This is a genomic window from Aquabacter cavernae, assembly GCF_003993795.1.
GTDB lineage: Bacteria > Pseudomonadota > Alphaproteobacteria > Rhizobiales > Xanthobacteraceae > Aquabacter > Aquabacter cavernae.
On the sequence record NZ_RWKV01000001.1, the window covers coordinates 181675 to 205259 of the forward strand.

The following is a 23585-nucleotide window of genomic DNA, read 5'->3' on the forward strand; positions in this document are numbered from 1 at the left end:
GCGGGCCTCCTCCTGCGCGCCTCGGGGGTGGGACACGCGCTGCCCTGGCCGCTCCGGCCAGGGGCCGGGCGACGTGGCGGCGCGGGGTGCGGGCGAGCAGGCCGGCGCCGTCAGGGGGCGCCGGCAGCGTGTCTCAGGGGGATGGGCTCAGGGCGCGACGATGGGGCCGAGCTTGTTCTTGTCGGCATACTTCTTCAGCCGGCCATCGAGCTTGATGGTATCGATGAAGAGGTTCACGTAGTTCAGCCAGACCTGGTCGCCCTGGTTCACCACATAGGCATAGGGCGTGACGGCCAGCTTCTCCGGCGGCTCAAGAGCCTTGGCCCAGTCGAACTCGTCGGTGACTTTCACGGCGGTGGGATAGTCGGTCATGATCGCGTCCACGCGGCCGGCCACCAGTTCGCCTTCACGGGTATTGGGCGGGGCCACGGAGATCAGCTCCGCATGCTTCAGGTAGCCCTTCATGAAGGGCTCGATATAGGAGCCGAGCGTGACGGCCACCTTCATGCCGGGCTTGTCGATGTCGGCCCAGGTCTTGATGGGGCCGTCCTTGCGGGTGACGGCATAGATGTTGGTGATGAGATAGGGCTTGGAGAATTCCACCGCCTGGGCGCGCTTCAGCGAGGCGCCGACACCGAACATGCCGATGTCGCACTTGTTGGCCTGCAGGTCGGCGATGAAGGTGCCGAAGCTGGATTCCACGATTTCCAGCTGGGCGCCCAGCTCCTTGGCGAGTTCCTTGGAGAGATCGGCGTCGATGCCCTCGATCTCGCCCGTCTTCGTGTTGCGGAACGAGATGGAATAATAGAGCGGATACTGGCAGACGCGCAGCTTCTTGGTCTTGGTGATCTCGTTGAGCCGCGAATTCACCGCCTGGGCGGAGGCGGGCAGGGGCGCGACGATGCAGGCGGTGAGCGTGGCCGCTGCCGCCCAGCGCAGGAATTTCGGAAACACGAGCTTTGAAAGCGTGAGTGTCATGGCTTGATCCTCTGGTGGTTGTCCCGGCCTTGGATGGCCGATGTCAGTCCTGGAGAAGGGAAAGGAAGCGGCGGGCGCGCTCGGTGCCGGGCGCGGTGAAGAAGGCTTCCGGGGTCGCCTGCTCGACGATTTCGCCGCGATCCATGAAGGCGACGCGGCTGGCCACCCGGCGGGCGAACCCCATCTCGTGGGTCACCACCACCATGGTCATGCCTTCGCTGGCGAGCTGGCGCATGACGGCCAGGACCTCGTTGCGCAATTCCGGATCGAGGGCGGAGGTGGGCTCGTCGAATAGGAGCACCTTCGGCGACATGGCGAGCGCGCGGGCGATGGCCACGCGCTGCTGCTGGCCGCCGGACAGGCGGCTGGGATGCACGTCGCGCTTGTCGGAAAGGCCCACCTTCGCCAGCAGGGCTTCGGCGATCTCCACCGCTTCCGCGCGCCGCATGCGCTTCACCCGCAGCGGCGCCTCGATGATGTTCTGGAGCACGGTCATGTGCGGCCAGAGATTGAAGTGCTGGAACACCATGCCGATGTCCGGCCGCACCTCGCGCGCCGAGCGGCGCTCCTCCGAACTGTCCGTGGCGGAGGAGATGGTGACGCCGTTCATCACCACCGTTCCCGCGCTCGGCTGCTCCAGCAAGGCGAGGCAGCGGCACAAGGTGGTCTTGCCCGAACCCGAGGGGCCGATGAGGCAGACCACGTCGCTTGTCTGGATGGCGAGATCCACGCGCCGCAGCACCTCCACCGGGCCGAAGCTCTTGCTCACCTCATGGGCTGCGATCAGCGGCACAACCAAGGTCGGCTCTCCGTTCACCTTGACCATAAATTTTCGTTATGGTCTAAATTCGTTGTGGTTCAACACTCACTCATATTCGAGTGAAACGAACGCAAAAACGCAATAACCAAAATTTATGCAAATGGACTATCGCCTCCTCGAAGCCTTCCGGGCCGTCATCGATGCCGGCTCCGTCACCCAGGCGGCGGTCGCGCTGGGGCTCACGCAGCCAGCCGTGAGCGCGCAGATCGCGCGCCTGGAGCAGGAGGTGGGCTTCTCGCTGTTCGAGCGCTCCGGCAACCGGGTGCGGCCCACTGCCGAAGCCCTGGTTTTTCGCGAGGAGGTGGAGCGAACCCTCGCCAAGATCAACGATCTCAGCCGCGTCGCGGAGCAGATCCGCACCGGCGAGATGGGCGCCCTGACCATCGTCAGCCACCCCATGGCGGGCGTCACGCTCCTCCCGCCGGTGATCGCCGCCTTCGGCCGGGCGCGCCCCGAAGCCAAGGTGGAACTGAGCGTGCGCAACTCGGACATGGTGCGCTCGCTGTTTCCCTCGCGCACCTACGACATCGGCATCGCGGAGGCTTCGGTGGAGCCGGCGGGCCTCAGCATCACCCGCTATCGCATCCCTTGTGTCGCCATTCTGCCCAAGGGACATGCACTGGCTGCCCAAGACGTGCTCACGCCCGCGCTCCTGTCCGGCATGCCCTTCGTCAGCATGTCCCGCCAATGGGCGGCGCATCATCTGGTGGAGAAGGTGTTCGCGGAGGCCGGGGCCCATCTGAACGTGGTGGCCAATTCCGAGCTGTTCGCGGCCATCTGCATGATGGTGGCCCACGGGCTCGGCGTCTCCATCGTGGATGGCGCATCCGCCGCCCAGTTCCAGGGGCTCGGCCTGGAGGTCCGCCCCTTCGCGCCCACCGTCCTCTATGAGGTGGCGGTGTTCCACTCGGCCGACCGGGTGCCCTCGGCCATCGCCCGCAGCTTCCTGGACCTGTTCGATGCCCATATGGGCGCTTTCCTCTCTCCCGCCCATTCTCCCGCCCATGAGCAGCCCTGATGTCCCCCTCTCCCGATTTGTCCGCCGCCATCGCCGCTGATGCCCGCCTTCAGGAAGAATTCGACGCGCTCTGCGATTTCGGTGGCCGCCTCGCGGGGACGCAGGCCGAGGCCGACGCAATGGCCTATGTGGCCGCCCGTGGCGCCCTGGCCACTGGGGTGCCCTGCCGGATGGTGCCTGTAAGCTATGGCGGCTGGCGCGGGGGCGCGGCCGGACTGGACTTCGCCGATGGAAGCACGGCGCCCTGCCATCCGCTGGTGCGCAGCCGACCCACATCGCCTGAGGGCCTTGAGGCGGAAGTGCTGGATCTCGGCCGGGGCACCCCGGAGGAGTTCGAGGCGCACCGGGACGAGATCGCCGGGCGCATCGTGCTGGTGCGCCACGAGCTGATGTTCGTGGCCGGGACCATCCATCGCCGGCGCAAATACAATTGGGCCCTTGAGGCCGGCGCGGTGGGCTTCCTCATTGCCGGTCCCGTCCCCGGCGGGCTGGTGGCGGGCTCCTCCGGCCGGTCCGGGGACGAGCCGGGCATTCCCGCCGCCGGTATCGCGCCCGAGACCGCCGCCCGCCTGGCCCGCACCGCCGCCGGCCGGCCGAAGGTGCTCCTGCATATCGACGCGCAGGACGTGCCGGGCGAGACCTCCACCTTGCTGTTCGACCTGCCGGGGCAGGGGCCGGACCTGGTGGTGCTGAGCGCCCATGTGGATGGCCACGCCCTCAACGAAAGCGCCCTGGACAATGCCTCGGGCGTGGCGGTGGCGCTCGCCGTGATGCGCGCGGTCGCGCCCCATGTGGCGGGCTTCCGGCGCGGCGTGCGGCTGGCCTTCTTCAGTGCCGAGGAATGGGCGCTGACCGGCTCCGCGCAATATGTGGCGGGATTGGCGCCGCAGGAGCGGGAGCGCATCGCGCTCAACATCAATCTCGACACGGTGGTGGGGGGACGCCGCCATGCGGCGCTGACCAGCGGCTATGGCGCCCTCGAACCCTTCCTGCTGCGGGCGGCGGAGGGGGGCGGCCATGCCCTGCGCTGCGTGCGGCCGTTCCTGCAGAATTCCGACCACGCCAATTTCGCCGCCGCCGGCATTCCCGCCTTCCGGCTGGTGGCGGGCTATGACGAGCCCGACGCCGCCGTGCGCTTCGTCCTCACGCCGCAGGACATGCGCGACAAGGTCCTGCCCGGCGAGCTGGCGCGGGCGACGGAGCTGGCCGCGACGCTCCTCCTGGCCGCCTGCGCCGCCCCGCCGGAGGAGGCGGCGGGATGGCGCGTCATGTCGGCTTGAGGGGAGGGGGCGGCGCTGTCCGCCCCGCCGCCGGCCGCCGTCTCCGCCGATGGGGCGGCGGCGCGAGGGGTGACGTTCGGCGTGTGGTTATTCGGGGCTATTCTGCGGGAACACGGCCGCGCAGCCCGGATATATCGGCATGCTCGGACGCCTGATCCGCCTGCTCGGCGCGCTCCACGGCCGTTCGACGGGGCGTCGCAAGTGCGCGGTTCCGGGCGAGGGGGCGGGTTTGGAATGACGATTGAATACTTGGATCACAGCCTTCTTTTCTTTTGCCGAGACAAAGTCTCCGAAGGCGTTTCGCCGTAGCGGGTTTTATAAAGACGCGCGAAGTTTCCCATATGTGTAAAATATTGGGAGGCGATCATGATCACCGTGTCCTCCGCCGTCGCGACCAGCAAAAGCCGGCGTACCGCGTCCAGTCGACGGTCCGTGATCCACTGGATCGGACTGACATTCATGGCGCTGCGGAACGCATATTGAAGTCCGCGCGCGGAGAGGCCGCTGACACCTTCGAGGTCCGTCAGCGTGATCTTCTTTTCCAGGTGAGCCTCGATATAATCGCAGACCAGTTTCACTTTCGACGACACGGCGGCCGGCGAGGGCGTATGCGTATCCAGGAACAGATGCGGCGCCGTCAGCATGATGGTCGAGCGCAGGATCATCTCGGAAATCCCGAGCCGCGTGAGGAGGTTCAGGTCGGCCCCCATAAGATCCAGTAATTCCGCGTAATGCCGGAAAATCTGGTCGAAATTCACGTTTCCCGCCGCGAGCTTCAGGGGGCGGGGCGTATCCCAGTCCACGATGCGCTCGCGATCCGCCTCGGGGCGATCGCCCAGCATGGTGCGGGCGATGGTTTCCAACCGGCCGGGATCGATGTCGATGCCCATGATGGACCGGGCGCCGCTCTCGCCCTGCGCGTTGCCCGGCGGAAGATAAAGCGCCGCGCGGCCTTGCCCCCACTCGATGGACCGCTGTCCCCGGCGTGTCTGGCAATGGCCCAGCATGGGCAGCATGACGATGCCGCGCGGGCTGTCCGAGGTGGAAAACCGCATGGGCGTGCTGGAGGCCGCGACAAGGCGCAGATCCTCCACCTGGGCGGCGGAGAACGCGAACTGGAAGGGATCGTCCCGCTTGAGGGGGCGGTACTCGATCTTCAGCCGGGCGCTGGCAGTCTGCTGCTCCGACAGGTTCGCAAAATCGTTGAATGTAATGCTGTTCTTTGTTCCGAAAGGCAGCGGCGGCGATAGTCGCTTGTTCTTTGATTTCAAGATGATGCCATCTCCAAGATAGCAGTCGTCAATAACGTATTATGATCAAGCTCTGCGTCAGTTAGGTAAGGCGGGGCCGGTGAAAGAGTCAAGATGGCTGGTTGAAGATGAGCTGTTATGTAACATAATACCTATACGAACTCATTTCGGCGAGCGCCCGAGAAGCACCAGAAATAATTTTTCAGCCTCCTTTTCGCAATGGCGACAGTCCCTTGCGTAAGCCCGATTGCGGGCGTCGCGATGAGCTTCGTAGTTTCCCGGGCAATTGATTTCACACCCTAGGGTGGTGTGAGTCGGCATGCGCCCCCATTTCATCTTGGCGCGCATGCCGGTCTGCTGGGGAGCGGTATGATGCGCTTTGGGGCTGAACAGGCGGGCGGGAATCGGCGGGCCGCCGCAGGTCGCGGCAATGCGAGGCTCGCAGGTGCTCTCCCCGCGCATCCCGTTTCAGGAACGCGGCCCCATCTCCTGCATTCAGCGCCGTGCAAGGCCGGTCGCAGCGGCCTGATGTCCTCCACGCTCGTTCCGGCCCTGCGCGTCTCGATCATGGTGGCGGGCATGCTGCTGTGCACCGTGCCGGCCTTCGCGGATGGCGGCGCGGGCGGCGGAGGCATGTCGGGCGGCGCCGATCAGGCGACGATAGCCGGGGATAATGCCACTGCAGCCGGAAGCGGGTTCGGTGGCGGCGGGGGCGGGGCTGGTCTCACAGGCGGCTCCGGCGGCACGGTGACCGGGGGAGGCACGGGTGGCACCGGCGGCTCGTCTCCCGGCCAGGCGGGCAATGCCGGCAGCAACGGCAGCGGCGGCGGTGGCGGTGCACACGGCGCGGTCGTGACCTCCGGGGCCTTGCCCACCGCTTCGGTGACGGGCGGCGCGGGCGGCGCCGGCGGCGCGTCGATTAATTTTTCCGGTGGCGGCGGCGCGGGCGGCTGGGGTGCCGTCATCACGCTCCCGGGATCCCTGGATTGGGGATCCACGACCCTGTCCATCACTGGCGGAAACGGGGGAGCCGGAGGAAATGGTGGCTCCCTCTCTGATGCCGGGAACGGCGGCACGGGTGGTTACGGACTTTATATTTCGCAAGCCACGACCCTGGTTGGCGGCGGCCTGACAATCACCGGCGGAAATGGTGGTGCCGGGTATAGCAGCGGAAACGGCGGTATCGGTCTGTTCTTTGAAAGCGGAAGTCCCGTGACCGCAACGGTCGGCTCCGTGACGGGCGGAAACGGTGGTGCGGCGTGGCAGTCAACGCCCGGTACCGGCGGAGACGGCATCCAGGCGGGGACCCTCACTCTCACCACCGCGGGCCCGGTTACCGGCGGTAATGCCGGTGCCGGCGACTATGTGGCCTCGAATGCGGGTATCGGCATCAATGCCTATTCGCTCACGGCGACCATCAACGGGGCGGTAACCGGCGGCGTCGGGTCAACGACGCTGGGTATGAACGCCGTTGCCAGCAATGGCGGCGCGGCCATTGTCGGGTCGATTCTTGATCTGACGCTGAATGCGAACGGAGACGTGACCGGCGGGCAGGGCGGCCGGGCAGAAAACGACCAGAGCGGGAATGGCGGGGCGGGCATCATTGCCACCAACAGCCTTATCCTGACCGTGAACGGAGCAACCATCTCCGGTGGCCAGGGCGGTACGACGGGTTCGGGTACGGAGGGGAATGGCGGCGTCGGCATCATCGCGTCCTCCGCCACCATCACGCTCTCCGCCGATGCGAGTGTCATCGGCGGGGTCAGCGGAGATTTTGTCGTTCAGGCGAATGCCATCGAACTCTCCGGAAACAACAACGTACTCGAACTTGTGGGTAACGGGGCGAGCTATGCCACGTTCACCGGAAATGTGGTGGGGTCCACAACCGCCAACGACAGCAACTCGATGCGGCTCACGGGCACGGGTGGCACGTTCGATCTGGGCCTGATCGACTATTCATCTACGGCAAAGTTCCAGAATTTCCACGCCTTCGAAATCGACACCACCGCCACCACGGATGTGTGGACGCTCACCAATATGGCGCCCAGCGCGGCCCAAGGGACCGTATGGACCCTGACGCGCGGCACTTTGCAGGTGGGTGACAGCGGCACCAGCGCCACCATTCCCGGCAGCCTGACGGTGAAGAACGCGACGGTGCTGCGCAACGTTGGCGACGGCACCTCGTCCATCAACATCTACGATGGGCTCACCATCGAGAATGGCGGCACGATCACCTTGGTCGCGCGGGCTGATGACAGCACCCTGGTCGTCGGGCAGGCAACGGCCGGAGCGCTCACGTTCGGCAGTACGTCCGTGCTCAACGTCACCCTGGGCGCGCCCGGCTTCAATCCGCCGCTCATCGATGTGGGCGGCGCGCTGACATTCCAGGGAACCTTGAACGTCACCCCCGGAGCCGGCTTCGGGGTGGGCGACTACCGGCTGATCATCTTTCAGGGTGACAGCTACGGAACGGGCATGGCGGTCGATGCCTTCCCGTCCGACTACGATTACAACCTGCAATACGACACCGCCAACAAGCAGGTCATTCTCAGCGTCCTTGAGGGCGGCCTCTACTGGAACGGCGAGACGCTGACCAGCCCGCCTGTTGGCGTTCAGGGCGGCGACGGCGTGTGGATCGCCGGCAGCAAGACCAACTGGACCAATGCGGCCGGAACCAATCCGGCCTCCTGGAACGGCACCAAGGCTGCGACTTTCGCCGGCACGGCGGGCACCGTGCAGGTGGACGGGTCGGTGTCGTCGGGCGGGCCGGTGTCGGCCAAGGGCCTCAAGTTCGTCACTGACGGCTACACAATCGCGGGCCTGACACCCACCGACACGCTGACGCTCGTCAACGGCACCACCATGCCGAAGGTGAATGTGGACGGCTCCGGCACCACCGCCACCATGTCCGTCATCATCGCCGGTGCCTATGGGTTGGAGAAGATTGGCGATGGCACCTTGGTCCTGACGGGCGCGAACACCTATGCGGGCGGCACCACCGTCACCGCCGGTACGCTCCAGATCGGTACGGGCGGCTCGCTCCTCGGGGACATCGCCAACGAAGCGGCGCTGGTGTTCAGCACTACCGGCACGGCAGCCTATGCCGGCAACATCACGGGCACCGGCACGCTGGCGAAGACCGGCGTGGGCACGCTGACGCTCACGGGCACCGTCAGCCCCGGCGGCGGCACGACCATCTCGGGTGGCGAACTGCAGATCGGTGCCGGCGGCACGGCCGGCAGCATTTCGGGCGCCATCACCAACAACGCCGGGCTCGTGTTCAGCCGGTCCAACGACCTGACCTATGCCGATGTCATTTCCGGAAGCGGCACGGTTGAGCAAATGGGCGTCTCCACCGGCAAGCTCACGCTTTCGGGCACGAACTCCTATATCGGCGCCACCACGGTCACGTCCGGCGTGCTTGAGGTGACCAACGTCTCGGCCCTGGGCACGACCCAGTCGGGAACCACCGTCTCCAGCGGGGCCAGCCTCCAGATCAATGTGGGCGGCACCATCAGCGAGGCATTGACGCTCAGCGGCGCGGGCGCCTCGGGCTATGCGGGCGCGCTGAGGAAAATCGGCTCCGCTTCGCTCAGCTATGACGGCTCCATCACCCTTGACGACGACGCCACCATCGATGGCGGCGCGAACGGGTCGATGACCATTGCGGGGGGCATTTTCGGCACCGACGCGATCCTCACCCTCAGTCAGGTCGGCACCATCAGCGGTGTCATCGACCTCGATGGCGGCGGCGTCGTTGTGGGCGGCAGCTGGATCTTCTCCGGCGCCAATACCTATACGGGCACCACATCCGTCTCGAACGGCGCCACGCTGAGCGTCCAGAACAGCGATGCCTTGGGGTCCACCGCAGGCGGCACCACAGTGGCGGCGGGCGGAACGCTTAGCTTGAACGACGTAAACGGCGCCGTGACCATCGGTGCCGAGGCGCTTTCGCTGGGCGGTGGCGGCGCGAGCGTCGCCACCCTGGAAAGCGGCGGCGTGGGCAACAGCTATGCCGGCGCCATCACCCTGTTGGGCGATGCCGTGATCTCCGTGCGGCCCGGTTTCCTGGGCATGACCGGTAGCCTGACCCTTTCCGGCGACATCACCGGAACGGGGCAGAATCTTGCCCTGGAAGCCATGGGGACGGGCCTGATCTCCGGCAATATCGAGACGGGAACCGGGACGGTCACCGTCAATGCAGGCACCTGGACCCTGACCGGCGAGAATAGCTATTCGGGCCTGACCACCATCAATGGCGGCACGCTGCAGATCGGCAATGGCGGTACGACGGGCTCCATTGAAAGCGATGTCGCGAACGGCGGGGCGCTCGTTTTCAACCGCTCGAACGACTTCGCCTATGAAGGCGAAGTGTCCGGTTCCGGCACCCTGGAGAAGAAGGGCGCGGGCACGCTGACGCTCACGGGCGCCAACAGCTATACGGGCGCCACCACCGTTTCGGCAGGCACGCTCTCCATCGGCGACGGGACCACGGCAGGCTCCATCGACCCCACCGGCGGCATCGCCGTGAGCACCGGCGCGACACTCGCCTTCGACGCTCCCAACGTCGTGAGCTATGGCGGTGTGGTCTCCGGCGCGGGCGCGCTTGAAAAGCGGGGCGCGGGTGCCCTGGTCCTGACGGGGGCCAGCACGCTGACCGGGCTCACAACGGTCGCGGAGGGCACGCTCATACTGCACGGCGGCAGCCTTGCAGGCGCTGTCAGCGTTTCCAGCGGCGGCACGCTGGTCGGCGGCGCCACCGCGGGGACCGTTACGGGGGCAGTCACCATCACGGCCGGCGGCACGCTGGCCGGCACGCCGGGCACGACCCCGCTGTCCACAGGTGCGCTCACCTTCTCCAGCGCCACCTCGGTCCTGTCCGTCACGCTCGGTGCGCCGTCCACGACGACAGCGTTCGACGTGACCGGCAACCTTGTGCTCGGCGGGGTGCTGGACATCACGGCCGGCATGGGTTTCGGCACCGGCACCTATAGGCTCTTCGACTATTCAGGTACGCAGTCCGGGACCATGGCCATCGGCGACGCGCCGGCGCACACCTTGTTCGCGCTCGACACCATTACGACCGCTGGACAGGTGGACCTCCGGGTGGCGGAGGGCCTGTGGTGGAATGGTGCCGGCACGCCCGGAAACCTGGTCGGCGGCAGCGGGACCTGGAACGTTCAGGCCGCGCCGACCAATTGGACCAACCAGGCCGGGAGCTCCACGGTTGCCTGGACGCAGGGCGGCCTCGCCATTTTCGCGGGCACCGCGGGCACCGTGACGGTTGCGGGCAGCACGAGCCCGCAGGTGGCGGGAATCGAGTTCATCACGCCGGGCTACACCATCGTCGGCGACACCCTGTCGAGGGCCATCCGGCTGACGCCGCTGGTGGTGGGGTCCGCGCCCCTGATCAGCGTAGAGGAAGGCACCGCGACGATCGGTGTCGTGCTCAGCGGCAGCGACGGCTTCGAGAAGACGGGCGACGGAACGCTGGTGCTCACGCGCGCCAATGGGGGGCTCGAGGGCGTCATCACCGTTTCCTCCGGTGCGCTCCAATTCCAGGGGGACGCAAGCGTCGGGGGTGAGCTCACCATCAAGTCCGGGGCGTCCTTCGTGGCCGCCCCTGGCGCGACGGGCGGTGTCGCGCTGGGGATGACTCTTGAGAGCGGCAGCTCCATGTCGATGGCGGCGGACGGCGTGAGCAGTCTCACTGCCGGCAGCTTCACCATGCAGGCCTCGACGACGCTCGGCATCAGCCTCGGTGCCCCCTCCAGCACGGTGGCATTGTCGAGCGCGGGCGACCTCGACCTGCACGGCACCATCAATTTCACGCGGGGCGCCGGCTTCGGCTCGGGCACCTATCGTCTGTTCGACTATGGCGGCACGTATGACGGAAGCGGCCTCGTTCTCGGGCCGCTGCCGCAATATTCGCTGGTGGCGCTCAGCACGGCGACGGCCGGCCAGGTCAACCTGCTGCTGGCGGCGTCCCAATGGTGGAACGGCACCACCACAACGCCCGGCGGGTCGAGCGTTCAGGGCGGCGACGGCATCTGGAACGTTTCGGCGGGAGCCACGAACTGGACGGACCAGAGCGGCGCCATGGCGGACCCCTGGTCGCAGGGCGGCATCGCCATATTCGCGGGATCGGCCGGGACGGTCACGGTGAGCGGTGCCACCAACCCCCAGGTGGCCGGGATGTATTTCCTGACCTCGGGCTACACCATCACCGATGGGGGGATCTCCCTGACCAGCTTCAACGGTCAGGTGCCGGTCATCACGGTGGGCAATTCATCGCCCGCCACGGCCGGCGTCACCGCCACGATCGCATCCGCTCTCAGCGGAACGGCGGGCCTGGAGAAGGCCGGGTCGGGAACGCTGACGCTGACGGGGAATAACAGCTTCACCGGGAACTCCCTGATCTCCGCAGGATCGCTCGTCTTCAGCGGCGGCACCTCCACCGCCGGGCAGATCGATATCGCGCGTGACGCGGACACCACGGGGTCCATGACGGTCACCGGGTCTGGCACCAGCCTGAACATCGGCATAGCCGAGTTGTATGTCGGCAATTTCGGGACCGGTTCGCTGACGGTTTCGGACGGTGCGACTCTGACGACCGGCTATGGCTCATTGGGACATGATGCCGGTTCGGTCGGCAGCGCGACCGTCACCGGAGCTGGGTCCACCTGGACCGTAAACGACAACTACATTTATGTGGGAAATTACGGCACCGGAACGCTTCTCGTGTCCGATGGCGGTACCGTAAATGCCGACTACATGTATGTCGGCTACTACCAGGACGTGACTGGGGGATCCGTTACCGTCACCGGAACGGGGTCCTCCTTGAACCTCGTGGATGGCATCGAGCTCGGCGTATACAATAACGGATCGCTGACCATCTCCGATGGTGGATCGCTGACCAGTGGGGAGGCCTATATCGGCACCTATACTGGTTATTACGGAACCTATACTGCGGATGCGACGGTTACCGGCGCAGGCTCGACGTGGAATCTCGGCACGTCTTCCATCACGCTCGGTTATGAATATAGCGGAACGGTCGGCACGCTGACGATCGAGGATGGCGGCACGGTCACGAGCGGAACCGGCTATCTCGGCTATTATGACGGCACCAGCGGTGTGGTGACGGTTACCGGCGCGGGTTCCACATGGGATCTGGGAAGCGCGGAGCTTTATGTCGGCTATTCCGGCAACGGCACGCTGACCATCTCGAACGGTGGCACGGTCACCAGCGGCGACGGATATCTCAGCGACGACACCACGAGTGTCGGCATCGCGACGGTGACCGGCAGCGGATCGACCTGGAATCTGGGAGCGAACGTCCTTTATCTGGGCGACTATGGCGGGACCGGCTCGCTCTCCGTCGTGGACGGCGGCGCGGTGATCGCCGGCCAGATTGTGAAGGTCGCGGGCGCGGCGGGGGCGACTGTCACCCTCGACGGCGGCATCCTGCGGGCCGGCGCGGACCAATCGGACTTCCTGTCCGGCTTTGCGTCAACCGACATCGTCCTGTCGGCGGGAGGCGGCAGCATCGACACGAACGGCTATGCCGTGGGGGTGTCGAGCATTCTGTCCGGCGCGGGCGGCCTGACCAAGGCGGGCGCCGGCACGCTGACGCTGACCGGGGCGAACAGCTACACGGGCGGCACGACTGTGTCGTCCGGAACGCTGCAGATCGGCTCCGGCGGAACGGCCGGCTCGGTGCTGGGTGCGATCGCGAACAGCGGCACGGTTGCGTTCAATCGGTCGGACGATATCTCCGCGCCGGGCGCGATCACCGGCACGGGCGCGCTGATCCAGCGCGGCACCGGAAAGCTGACCCTCACCGGTGCGAACAGCGCCGCGGCGGGCACGACGGTCCAGAACGGGACGCTCGAAATCCTGAACGGCGTGTCGCTGGCCAGCAACGTGACGGTGCGGGACGAGGCGACGCTGAAGGGCGAGACCAGCGGGACCTCCGGCGCGGTGATCACCGGCGCGGTGACGGTGCAGTCCGGCGGCACGCTTCTGGCGGCGCCGACATCGGCGACCGGCCAGTACGGCCTGTCCATGACCAGCCTGACCCTGGAGAGCGGGGCGCATCTGCATTCGGTGCTCGGCACCAATACGGGCACGGCGGTGTTCCAGGCGGGAACGTTGACGCTGGGCGGCGTCCTGGATGTGACCGATGCCGGCGGAATGGCGCTCGGCGTCTACCGGATCCTCAGCTACACGACGCTCGCGGCGAATAACGGCTTCACGCTGGGCGCGACGCCCAGCGACTTCGCCTATGACATCCAGTACCAGCCGGGCCAGGTGAACCTGGCGGTGATGGATGGCTCGATGCTGTATTGGAACGGCAGCACCCTGTCGCCCAATCCGGACCGCACCGTGACCGGCGGCTCCGGCACATGGAGCAACACCGCCGCCACCAACTGGCTGACCAGCCAGTTCAACCAGTCCGTGCCCTGGACGCCCGCTTATGCGGTCTTCACCGCCGCACCGGGGGAGGTGACGGTCAGCGGTGCCGTCGCCACTACGGGCATGCAGTTCATGGTGGATGGTTACGCGCTCGCCGGGGGCACCGTCACACTGTCGGCGGCATCAGGCCAGACCCAGGTCAATGTGGGTGATGGGACGCCCACCGGCGCCAGCTATGTGGCCACCATCGGCTCGGTGCTCGCGGGTTCGACCGGGCTCGACAAGCAGGGCCTGGGCACCCTCGTCCTCACCGGGGTGAACACCTATACAGGCGGAACCACCGTCACCCAGGGCACGCTCCAGATCGGCGACGGGACCGACAGCGGCGTGCTGCCGGGCAACGTGCTCAATGACAGCGTGCTGGCCTTCAATCCGGCGGGCAGCGACACCTATGCGGGCGTCATCTCCGGTTCGGGCGCCTTCACCAAGCTCGGTTCCGGCACGCTCACCTTGTCGGGCATCAACAGCTTCTCGGGAGCGACTAGCGTCGCGGGCGGCAGGCTGGTGCTGGAGAACGGGTCCTCGCTCTCCAACACCGCGGCGACGTCGGTGGCGGCCGGGGCGACGCTCGAACTGGGCAATGCGAGCGAGACCATTGGCGGGCTCAGCGGCGCGGGCGCGGTTCAGCTGAACAGCTACTGCCTGACGGTGGCGGGTGCGGGCTCCAGCTCTTACTCGGGCACCATGAGCGGCACGGGCTGCCTCACCAAGACGGGCGCGGGCACGCAGATCCTGTCGGGCACCAACGACTATACGGGCGGCACCACGGTCTCCGAGGGCGCCATCAGCGTCGGCGCGGCGGGTGCCATCGGCACCGGCGGCCTCACCCTGGAAGGCACGGGCGCCTTCATCGCTACCGCCAGCTTCACCCTCACCAATGCCGTGACGCTGGATCAGGTGGCCGGTTCCGGCGGCGGCACGTTCCAGGCGGAAGGCGCCGGGACCACGCTGACGGTTTCGAGCGCCATTTCCGGCGCCGGGAGCCTGACCAAGACCGGTGCGGGCACGCTGCTGGTGAACGGCACCAATAGCGGCACGGGTGCGACCCTGGTGAATGTGGGCACCATGATCGCCGAGGGCGGACAGGCCATCGGCGACCTGAGCGCGGTGAGCGTCGCGAGCGGGGCGCGTCTGATCATTCGCCCGTCGGGCGTGACGGAAGCGGTCGGCTCCATCGCGGGCGCCGGCGCGCTGGAACTGGTGGGCGCCACCCTGGATGCGGGTGGCGACAACAGCACCACCACCTATTCCGGAATCATCAGCGGCTCGGGCGGGCTCAAGAAGTCCGGCACGGGCGTGCTGACGCTCACCGGCACCAACACCTATGAGGGCGAAACCCAGGTTTCGGCAGGTGAGGTGGTGATCGGCGGCGGGGCCTCCCTGTCCGACACGGCGCGTCTGTCGGTGACGGCGGGTGCCAAGCTCTCGCTCACCAATGCCAACGAGACCGTGGGCTCGCTCGGCGGCGGCGGCGAAGTGGCGCTGGGCGGCCACTGCCTGATCACCGGCGGCGATGGCACCTCGTCCAGCTTCTCGGGCGCCATCACCGGCTCGGGCTGCCTCACCAAGACCGGCGCGGGCACCATGGCGCTCACCGGTACCAATTCCTATACCGGCACCACCACCATCTCCGAAGGCGCCATCCAGGTCTCCGCGCAGAGCGCGCTGGGCTCCGGGCCGCTGGCGCTCCAGGGCGGCGGCACGCTGGCGGTGGCCGCCAGCTTCACGTTCGGGCAGACCGTGTCCCTGACGCCTGCGGGCGGAGCGGGCGGGGGCACCTTCCTGGTGAGTGATACGGGCGGTGTCGCCGATACGCTGACGCTGACCAATGTGGTGTCCGGCACAGGCGCGCTCACCAAGACGGGCACCGGCATCCTCTCCATGACCGGCGCCAACACCTATGCGGGCGCGACCACGGTCTCCGGCGGCGAGCTGCGCATTGCCAACGGGGCGTCGCTTTCCGACACGGCGCGGCTCACGGTGGGCGGCGGGGCCAAGGTCTCCCTCACCAATGCCAACGAGACCGTGGGCTCGCTCGGCGGCGGCGGCGAGGTGGCGCTGGGTGGCCACTGCCTCATCACCGGCGGCGACGGCACCTCGTCCAGCTTCTCGGGTGCCATCACCGGGTCCGGCTGCCTGACCAAGACCGGAACGGGCACCATGACGCTCACCGGCACCAACAGCTATAACGGCACCACCACCGTCTCCGAAGGCGCCATCCGGGTGTCGGCGGCCGCCGCATTGGGCTCCGGCCCCCTGGCCCTCGAAGGGCCCGGCACGCTGCGGGCGTCCAGCACCTTCACCTATGGCGCGGCCATCTCTCTCACCCCGGTAGGCGGTGTGGGCGGCGGCACGTTCGAGGTGGACGCCGCCGAGACCCTCACGCTGACCGGCGTGATCGCGGGGCTCGGCAATCTGGCCAAGACCGGCACCGGCACGCTGGTCATCGGCGGATCGACCACCAACACCTATCAGGGCGCCACCGCCGTCAATGCCGGTACGCTCATCGCGGAGGGCGGCAACGCTATCGGCGACACGAGCGCCGTGAGCGTGGCTACCGGCGCGACCCTGATCATCAGCCCGACCGGAACCACGGAAACCGTGGGTTCGCTGTCGGGTGGCGGTACCGTGACGCTGGACGGGGCCACTCTGGCCGTGGGTGGGAGCAACACCGACAGCACATTCGCGGGCAGCATCGGCGGTTCGGGTAGCCTGACCAAGATCGGTACGGGAACGCTCACTATCTCCGGCACCACCGGCACGACTGGCAGCACCGAAGTGCAGGCCGGCGGGCTTGCGGTGGCGGCCGGCGGCAGCGTCGGCGGCGACATCTATGTCTACGACCAGGCGACGCTGTCGGGCGGCGGCACGGTGGGCGGCACGGTCCATGTGCTCGACGGCGGCACGCTGGCGGGTGTGCCGGGCGCCGGCCTCACCATGGGCGGGCTCAACATGTCCGGCGCGGCGAACCTTGCCGTGACCCTCGGCGCGCCCAGCGCCTCGCCGGTCTTCACCGTGAACGGCAACGTGACGCTGGACGGCACGCTGAACGTCTCCAGCACCACGGGCTTCGGCCTCGGCATCTACCGCATCGTGTCCTATACGGGCGCGCTCACCAACAACGGCCTGGAGGTGGGGCCGCTCTCCGGCGGGCTCTCCGGCGGCGTGCAGACGGCCATTCCCGGGCAGGTGAACCTGTTCGTGGAAGATCCCAACAGCCCGATCCTGTTCTGGAACGGGTCGCACACCACGCCCACCCAGGCAGTGCTCGGCGGCACCGGCACCTGGACGGCGGACGCCCAGACCAACTGGATCAACGCCTCCGGCACCATCTCGAAGAGCTGGAACAGCGGCTTCGCGGTCTTCCAGGGCGCGGCGGGCACGGTCACCGTGGATAACGGTCCCGGCCAGGTGCAGGCGGTCGGCATGCAGTTCGTCGATACCGGCTATGTGGTGACGGGCGGCTCCATCCTCCTGTCGGGCGTGAACCCCGCGCCCATCCGCGTGGGCGACGGCACCGCCGCGGGTGCGGCGACGCAGGCCACCATCGCCAGCGTGCTCATGGGCACGACCGGCATGGAGAAGAGCGACTTCGGCACGCTGATCCTGACCGGCGCCAACACCTATACGGGCGGCACCACGGTTTCGGGCGGCACGCTGCAGATCGGCAATGGCGGCGCCACCGGCTCCATCCTGGGCGATGTGGTGAACAATGCCGCGCTCGCCTTCAACCTGTCGGGCGAGACCTCGTTCGGCGGCGCCATTTCCGGCACCGGCACCGTGACCCAGGCCGGGTCCGGCACCCTGACGCTGGCGGGGGCGAACAGCTTCTCCGGCGGCACCACCATCGAGAGGGGCACGCTGCGCCTCACCGGGGCGCAGGCCCTGGGCACGGGCGGGCTGACCCTCAACACGGCGGGCACGCTGCGGGCGAGCGAGACCTTCACCTATGGCGGCGCCATCGGGCTGGTTCAGACCGGCGATGCGCCCACGGGCAAGGTGGAAGTTGACGCCAGCAAGGCGTTCACCCTGTCGGGCGTCATCTCCGGGGCCTACGGCCTGGAGAAGACCGGGACGGGAACGCTGATCCTGACCGGCGCCAACACCTATACGGGCCTCACCACCGTGACGGCGGGCACGCTGCAGATCGGCAATGGCGGCACCACCGGTTCCATCGCGGGCGATGTGCTGAACAATGCCAGCCTCGTCTTCAACCGCTCCGACACCTACGCCTTCACGGGCGCCATCTCGGGCACCGGCGCGGTCACCTTCACCGGCGGCGGCACGGTTCTGTTCTCCTCGCCCTATACCGGCCCCATCGCCGTGGACGATTCGGTGGTCCGCCTCCAGGCGGGCACCACCACCGCCTCGCCCTTCACGGTCAATGCCGGCGGCATCCTGGGCGGCAGCGCCACCATTGGCGGCCTGACGGTGAACAACGGCGGCACGGTGGCGCCGGGCTATTCGCCGGGCACGCTCATCGTGAACGGCGCGGTCACCTTCAATGCCGGCTCGGTCTATGCGGTGGACGTGACGCCCGACGGGCAGCACGACCTCATCCTCTCCACCGGCACGGTGACCCTCTCGTCCGGGGCGAGCGTGCAGGTGGTGGCGGTGCCGGGGCAGTATGCCGCCAACGCCACCTACACCATCATCAACACCACGGGCACGGTGACGGGCACGTTCGGCTCCGTCACCTCCGACTATGCGTTCCTGCAGCCGACCCTCACCTACGATCTGCAGAACGTGTATCTGTCGCTGGTCTATACGGGCATCGACTTCGTCGAATATGCGCAGACGCCCAACCAGGCGAATGTCGCGGTCGCCGCACAGGCGCTCGGGGCCGGAAACCCGGTCTATGACGCCATCTTCACCCTGCCGGACGGCTCGGTGGCCAATGCCTTCAACCAGCTCTCCGGCGAGATCTATCCCTCGGTGGGCACGGTCATCCAGCAGGAATCCATCTATCTGCGGGATGCGGTGGGCGCGCGCCTGCGCCAGTCGGTGACGGACGGTTCCGGCGCCCTCGCCAATGCGGCGCGGGCGGGCGGGCCGGCCAATACAAGGCTCAGCCAGGACCTCACGCCCACTTTGTGGGCCCAGGGTTACGGCGGCTGGGGCAACAGCTTCGGCAACGGCAATGCGGCCAGCATCTCCTCGTCCATCGGCGGTGTCTTCGCCGGTCTCGACGTGGCGATCGCCGACAATGCCCGCGCTGGTATCGTGGCCGGGTTCAGCCAGTCTCAGTTCGACGTGGATGCGCGCAACTCCGCGGGCTCCATGGACAATTACGACATCGGCTTCTACCTGGGCGCCCAATATGGCGCGATCGGGCTCCGGGGCGGCGCGTCCTATGCGTGGCACGACGTGAATGTGGGACGCACCGTGTCCTTCCCCGGCTTCTCCGGGGCCAACGATGCCGGCTACACGGTGGGCACCGCGCAGGTGTTCGGCGAGGCGGGCTATCGCATGGCCGTGGGCGCCTACGAGTTCGAGCCCTTCGCGGGTCTGGCCTATGTGAGCGTGTCCGGTGCCACGTTCGCGGAAGGCGGCCTCGGCGGCTCCGCGCTCCGGGTGGATCTGGGCTCGCAGAACACGCTCTACACCACGCTGGGCGTGCGCGCGGCCACCTCCATCCAACTGGGCGGCCATACGCTGACGCCGAGCCTGACCCTGGGCTGGCAGCATGCGTTCGGCGACACCAACTCCACCGCGAGCATGATGTTCGCGGGCGGCGCGACGCCGTTCCAGATCCAGGGCGTGCCGATCGCGGAGGATACGGCGATCCTCGGGGCCGGATTGGCCTATGCGCTGTCCGACATGGCGACCTTCCAGGTCAATTATGCCGGCCAGATCGCCTCGGAAGCGAGCCAGAACGCCTTCACCGCGCAGTTTTCGCTGAAGTTCTGATACAAAAGGTCTCCCGCCATCCTGGATGGCGGGGGATTGTCCCATCGGGGAAGGACGGGAAAGATTATGCGTTCCAGTTTCATCATTGCCGGCGCGACCCTGGCGGCCGCGGGCGTCTTGTGGGCGGCGCAGGGCGGGATCGCCCAGGCGCAGCAGGCCCAGCCCGCTCCGGCCCGGCCCGCCGCGGCCGCTCCTGCCGCTCCTGCTGCCGCTGCCGCTGCCGCCGACCCGGCCCAGCCCGTCGCCACCACGGCCACCTATCAGGACTGGCTGATGCGCTGCGTGGCGCAGGCGGACAAGTCCAAGGTGTGCGAGATCGTCCAGAACCTGCAGGTGCAGGGGCAGGGGACCGTGGCCAGCATCGCGGTCGGGCGTCCCGATCCGAAGGCCGCCGTCAGCCTCGTCATCCAGCTGCCCCAGGGCGTGTGGCTGCCGGCTGGCGTGAAGTTCCAGGTGAGCGAGAAGGCCAAGCCCTTGCAGCTGGAATATAAGCGCTGCGCCCAGGCCTGCGTTGCCGAGGTGTCGCTCGATGCCGCCGCGGTGCAGGCGCTGAAGTCGGCCACCGAGCCGGGCAGCTTCACCTTCGAGGATGGTTCGCGCCGGGCGGTGACGCTGCCGGTCTCGCTCAAGGGCTTCGGCCCCGCCCTCGACGCCAGCCTGAAATCCTGACCCCAGCCTTGCGCGCCTCTCCTTCAAAGGGGAGGCGCGGCGAGACAGAAGAGAGATCCGCGTGACCAGCACGTCCCAGGGCGCTTCGCCCGCACGGCTTCCCCTGTTCTACCGCTCCCCCGCCCTCCTGCGGCTGGATGAGCATCACAGCGTCGGCGTGCGCGAGAACAGCGATTCCGCCTTCGCCGCCGCGGCCACCGCGATCCCGCTGGTGGCCGGCGAGTTCCTGCAGGCGCAGCGCCACTATCCCATCGTCTTCTCCAGCGATGCGGGGGCGATGCCCCTGGCCGTGACCGGACTTGCCGCCGGCCAGAACCTGTTCGTGACTGCGGACGGCGCATGGGCGGCCGGGGCCTATGTGCCCGGCTATGTGCGCCGCTATCCCTTCATCAGCATGGTGCCCGCTGAAGGCGGAAACACCATGCTGGGCATCGACCTTGCCGCTCCCCAAGTGAGCATGGATGCGGCCCGCGACGGTGCCCGTCCCCTGTTCACGGCGGAGGGCACGGCGAGCGAGGCGGCGGCCGCCGCCATTGCCTTCTGCGATACCTATGCGCTGGAGCATGAGCGGACGCGCGAGTTCGCGGCGGCGCTGGAGGCGAACGGCCTGCTCATCGAGCGCGCTGCGCGGATCGCGCTCCCCGACGGGACGGAAAAGACGGTCCAGGGCTTCCGCCTCATCGACGACGCGGCGTTCCGCGCTTTGTCCGGCGAGACGCTCGCGAGCTTCCATGCGCGGGGCTGGCTGGACCTCGTGGTCCTCCACATTGCCTCGCAGGCCAGCTGGCACGCGCTCATGGCGCGGGCAGCGACGCAATCCTAGGCGCTGTCCCGCGCTGAGCGGGGTGGGTCCTCCGATCCTTGGAAAGCTGGCCTGGCCCCGAGCCGGCCTCCCTCCGGGCCCGACAACGGGCTCGCCCGCGGCATTGGCCGCGAGCCGCATCACATGCGATTTCGTGCCGCGCCGGCTGTGGTGCGCGACAGGGCCCCTTGCTGGCGGGCGGTTCCGGCAATGGCCGTGGTGATCTGCTCCGCGCGGATCATCGCTTCCGTGATCGACGTGATCACGGAAGCCGTATTCTGCGTCGCGACCTGGATTTCGCTGACCTAGCGGCCGATGTCCTTCGTTGCCCGGGAGGTCTGGGAGGCCAGCGCTTTCACTTCGGACGCGACGACGGCGAGACCCTGATCATCGAGAGTTCACGTCCACCGGGCTCGGCCTTGCCTGAGCGGGCACGGTCTCCTGCGTCCGGGGCTGGGCTCCAGGACGGATCGACAGCGGGTCAATCCGCGCCATCCGCACCGTCAGGCCATTTAATCTATAAAGTTTATAGAATTTATGTTGACCACTGCGTGCACCGGCCCCATCATGAGGCTGAGAGGTGGTGCGGTCGTGTAGGCCCGTCGCCGTGACCCGCAATGCGACCGGCTTGAGCGAGGCGCAGATGACCTTGATCAGACCGCCCCGGCACCTGTGTATGAGGGGCAGTGTGGCGCAGCCGTAACGGCTGCCCGCTGCCCGTACGTCCTTCTCACATCTCCATTTCCGCCTGTTTCGAGAAGGCGCCGGTCATTCCGGCGAATGCCCTCCCATGTCCGTTGCATCCCCGTTCCTCGTCCGTGAAGGAACCCGCCCATGACGTTGCGCATCGTCGGTTTCTCCGGCAGCACGCGCCGCCCTTCGCGCACCCGCAGTCTCGTGGAAGCGGTGGCGCAGGAGCTGTCCGCCCGCCGCGCCATCGACTTCGTCCTGCACGATCTGGTGGATGCCGGGCCCGGCGTGGGCGCCTTCAGCCGCGAGGCCCTGCCTGCGGAAGCGCGGGCCATCATCGCCGATATCGAGGAGGCCGACGCCCTGGTGGTCGGCTCGCCGGTCTATAAGGGCTCCTATACGGGCCTCTTCAAGCATGTGATCGATTTCGTCGATCCGCTCGCGCTGGCGGGCAAGCCTGTGGTGGTCACTGCCACGGGCGGCGGGCATCGCCACGCTTTGGTGGTGGAGCACCAGTTGCGGCCGCTGTTCGGCTTCTTCGCCGCCCAGACCGCCCCCACCGCCATTTATGCCAGCGACCACGACTTCACCGACGGGGTCCTCGCCGATTCCGCCGTGCGCGCCCGGGTCACCCAGGCCGCTGCGGAGCTGGACCGCCTGCTCCCGCGTACGGCGCCGCGCGCCGCCACCATCAAAGTCGCCTGACGGCCGGAGCCTGTCCCATGATCACGAAACGCCAATTCCTCGCCGGCTCGCTCGGTGCCGCCGCCCTCGCCGTGTCCGCCCGCGGAGCTTCCGCCCAGGAGGTGCCGAAGGAGTTCCGCGTGGGCTTCCAGAAGTCCAGCGGCATCCTCGTCACCGCCCGCCAGCAGCAGGCGCTTGAGAAGCACCTGAAGCCGCTCGGCGTGGAAAACGTCAAATGGATCGAGTTCCAGTTCGGCCCCCCGCTTCTGGAGGCACTGGGCTCTGGCTCGGTGGATATCGGAACGGTGGGTGATACGCCGCCCATCTTCGCCCAGGCGGCGGGGGCGAACCTGCTCTATGTGGCGAGCGCCCCGGCCACCCAGAATGCCACGCTGGTCCAGAAGGATTCCCCCATCAAGACGGTGGCGGACCTGAAGGGCAAGAAGGTGGCCTTCGCCAAGGGCTCCAGCTCCCACAATTTCATCGTCCAGGCGCTGAAGAAGAACGGGCTGCGCTACACCGACATCGAGCCCGTCTTCCTCGCCCCGGCGGACGCCGCCGCCGCCTTCGCCTCCAACCGGGTGGATGCCTGGACGGTGTGGGATCCCTATTACGCTTTGGCCCAGAAGCGTCACGACGCGCGCGCCATCGTGACCACGGCGGACGGCCTGCCGAGCCATTCCTTCTATCTGGCCAATAAGGGCCTCGTGGAGCGCTCGCCCCGCACGGTCCAGGGGGCGTTGGACGCGCTGCGGGAGGTGACGGCCTGGGCCGCGCAGAACCGCGACAAGGTGGCGGCCCTCACCTCCGAGCTCACGGGTGTCGAGTACGAGGCGCAGAAGATCGCCACCGATCGCTATCCCATCGAATTCAACCCGGTGACGCAGACGGCGATCCGCCAGCAGCAGGAGATCGCCGACACCTTCCTGGAGCTGAACCTGATCCCCCGGAAGATCACCGTCACCGACATCGTCTGGTCCCAGGCCCGCGCCTGACCCCGGTTTCAGAT

At 67.6% G+C, this 23585-nt stretch carries 11 protein-coding genes; 7 read left to right on the forward strand and 4 right to left on the reverse strand.

Going from position 1 to position 23585, the window contains the following annotated elements:
* Positions 1 to 147: 147 nt before the first annotated feature.
* Both EJJ38_RS00920 and EJJ38_RS00925 read right to left on the reverse strand, forming a co-directional pair.
* Positions 148 to 978: an ABC transporter substrate-binding protein gene (locus EJJ38_RS00920; RefSeq protein WP_127088230.1), complete on the reverse strand. Its 831-nt coding sequence runs from the start codon at positions 976 to 978 to the stop codon at positions 148 to 150.
* A 43-nt stretch (positions 979 to 1021) separates the two neighbouring features.
* Positions 1022 to 1804, reverse strand: a complete 783-nt coding sequence (locus tag EJJ38_RS00925; protein WP_127088231.1) for an amino acid ABC transporter ATP-binding protein — start codon at positions 1802 to 1804, stop codon at positions 1022 to 1024.
* Between the two features lie 94 nt (positions 1805 to 1898).
* Here EJJ38_RS00925 and EJJ38_RS00930 point away from each other — a divergent pair, with 94 nt between their 5' ends.
* Positions 1899 to 2816, forward strand: a complete 918-nt coding sequence (locus EJJ38_RS00930) for a LysR substrate-binding domain-containing protein (RefSeq protein ID WP_164738361.1) — start codon at positions 1899 to 1901, stop codon at positions 2814 to 2816.
* Entirely contained in the window at positions 2816 to 4096 is a 1281-nt protein-coding gene (locus EJJ38_RS00935) for a M28 family peptidase (protein WP_127088233.1), read from the forward strand. Before EJJ38_RS00930 ends, EJJ38_RS00935 begins: the two co-directional genes overlap by 1 nt.
* Before the next feature lie 254 nt (positions 4097 to 4350).
* Here EJJ38_RS00935 and EJJ38_RS20525 read toward each other — a convergent pair whose 3' ends face one another.
* Positions 4351 to 5367 (reverse strand): helix-turn-helix transcriptional regulator, encoded by a 1017-nt coding sequence (locus EJJ38_RS20525; RefSeq protein WP_245454050.1) that lies wholly within the window; start codon positions 5365 to 5367, stop codon positions 4351 to 4353.
* Positions 5368 to 5874: 507 nt separating this feature from the next.
* Here EJJ38_RS20525 and EJJ38_RS00950 point away from each other — a divergent pair.
* The 3 genes from EJJ38_RS00950 (at position 5875) to EJJ38_RS00960 (ending at position 21223) form a co-directional block, all read left to right on the forward strand.
* Positions 5875 to 19731, forward strand: coding sequence for an autotransporter-associated beta strand repeat-containing protein (locus EJJ38_RS00950; RefSeq protein WP_164738362.1), 13857 nt, complete (start codon positions 5875 to 5877; stop codon positions 19729 to 19731).
* Positions 19732 to 19797: 66 nt separating this feature from the next.
* Complete coding sequence (locus EJJ38_RS00955) at positions 19798 to 20400, forward strand: invasion associated locus B family protein (protein ID WP_127088236.1); 603 nt, start codon at positions 19798 to 19800, stop codon at positions 20398 to 20400.
* A 61-nt stretch (positions 20401 to 20461) separates the two neighbouring features.
* Positions 20462 to 21223 (forward strand): SapC family protein, encoded by a 762-nt coding sequence (locus EJJ38_RS00960; protein ID WP_127088237.1) that lies wholly within the window; start codon positions 20462 to 20464, stop codon positions 21221 to 21223.
* Positions 21224 to 21342: 119 nt separating this feature from the next.
* Here EJJ38_RS00960 and EJJ38_RS20740 read toward each other — a convergent pair whose 3' ends face one another.
* Positions 21343 to 21468, reverse strand: coding sequence for a hypothetical protein (locus EJJ38_RS20740; protein ID WP_274704715.1), 126 nt, complete (start codon positions 21466 to 21468; stop codon positions 21343 to 21345).
* Between the two features lie 568 nt (positions 21469 to 22036).
* Between EJJ38_RS20740 and msuE the strand changes: the two genes are divergently transcribed.
* Both msuE and EJJ38_RS00970 read left to right on the forward strand, forming a co-directional pair.
* Entirely contained in the window at positions 22037 to 22597 is a 561-nt protein-coding gene (gene msuE / locus EJJ38_RS00965; protein ID WP_127088238.1) for an FMN reductase, read from the forward strand.
* 17 nt (positions 22598 to 22614) lie between these two features.
* The gene (locus EJJ38_RS00970; protein ID WP_127088239.1) at positions 22615 to 23571 is read left to right on the forward strand and encodes an aliphatic sulfonate ABC transporter substrate-binding protein; all 957 of its coding nucleotides are present in this window, start codon (positions 22615 to 22617) and stop codon (positions 23569 to 23571) included.
* Positions 23572 to 23585: the final 14 nt, after the last annotated feature.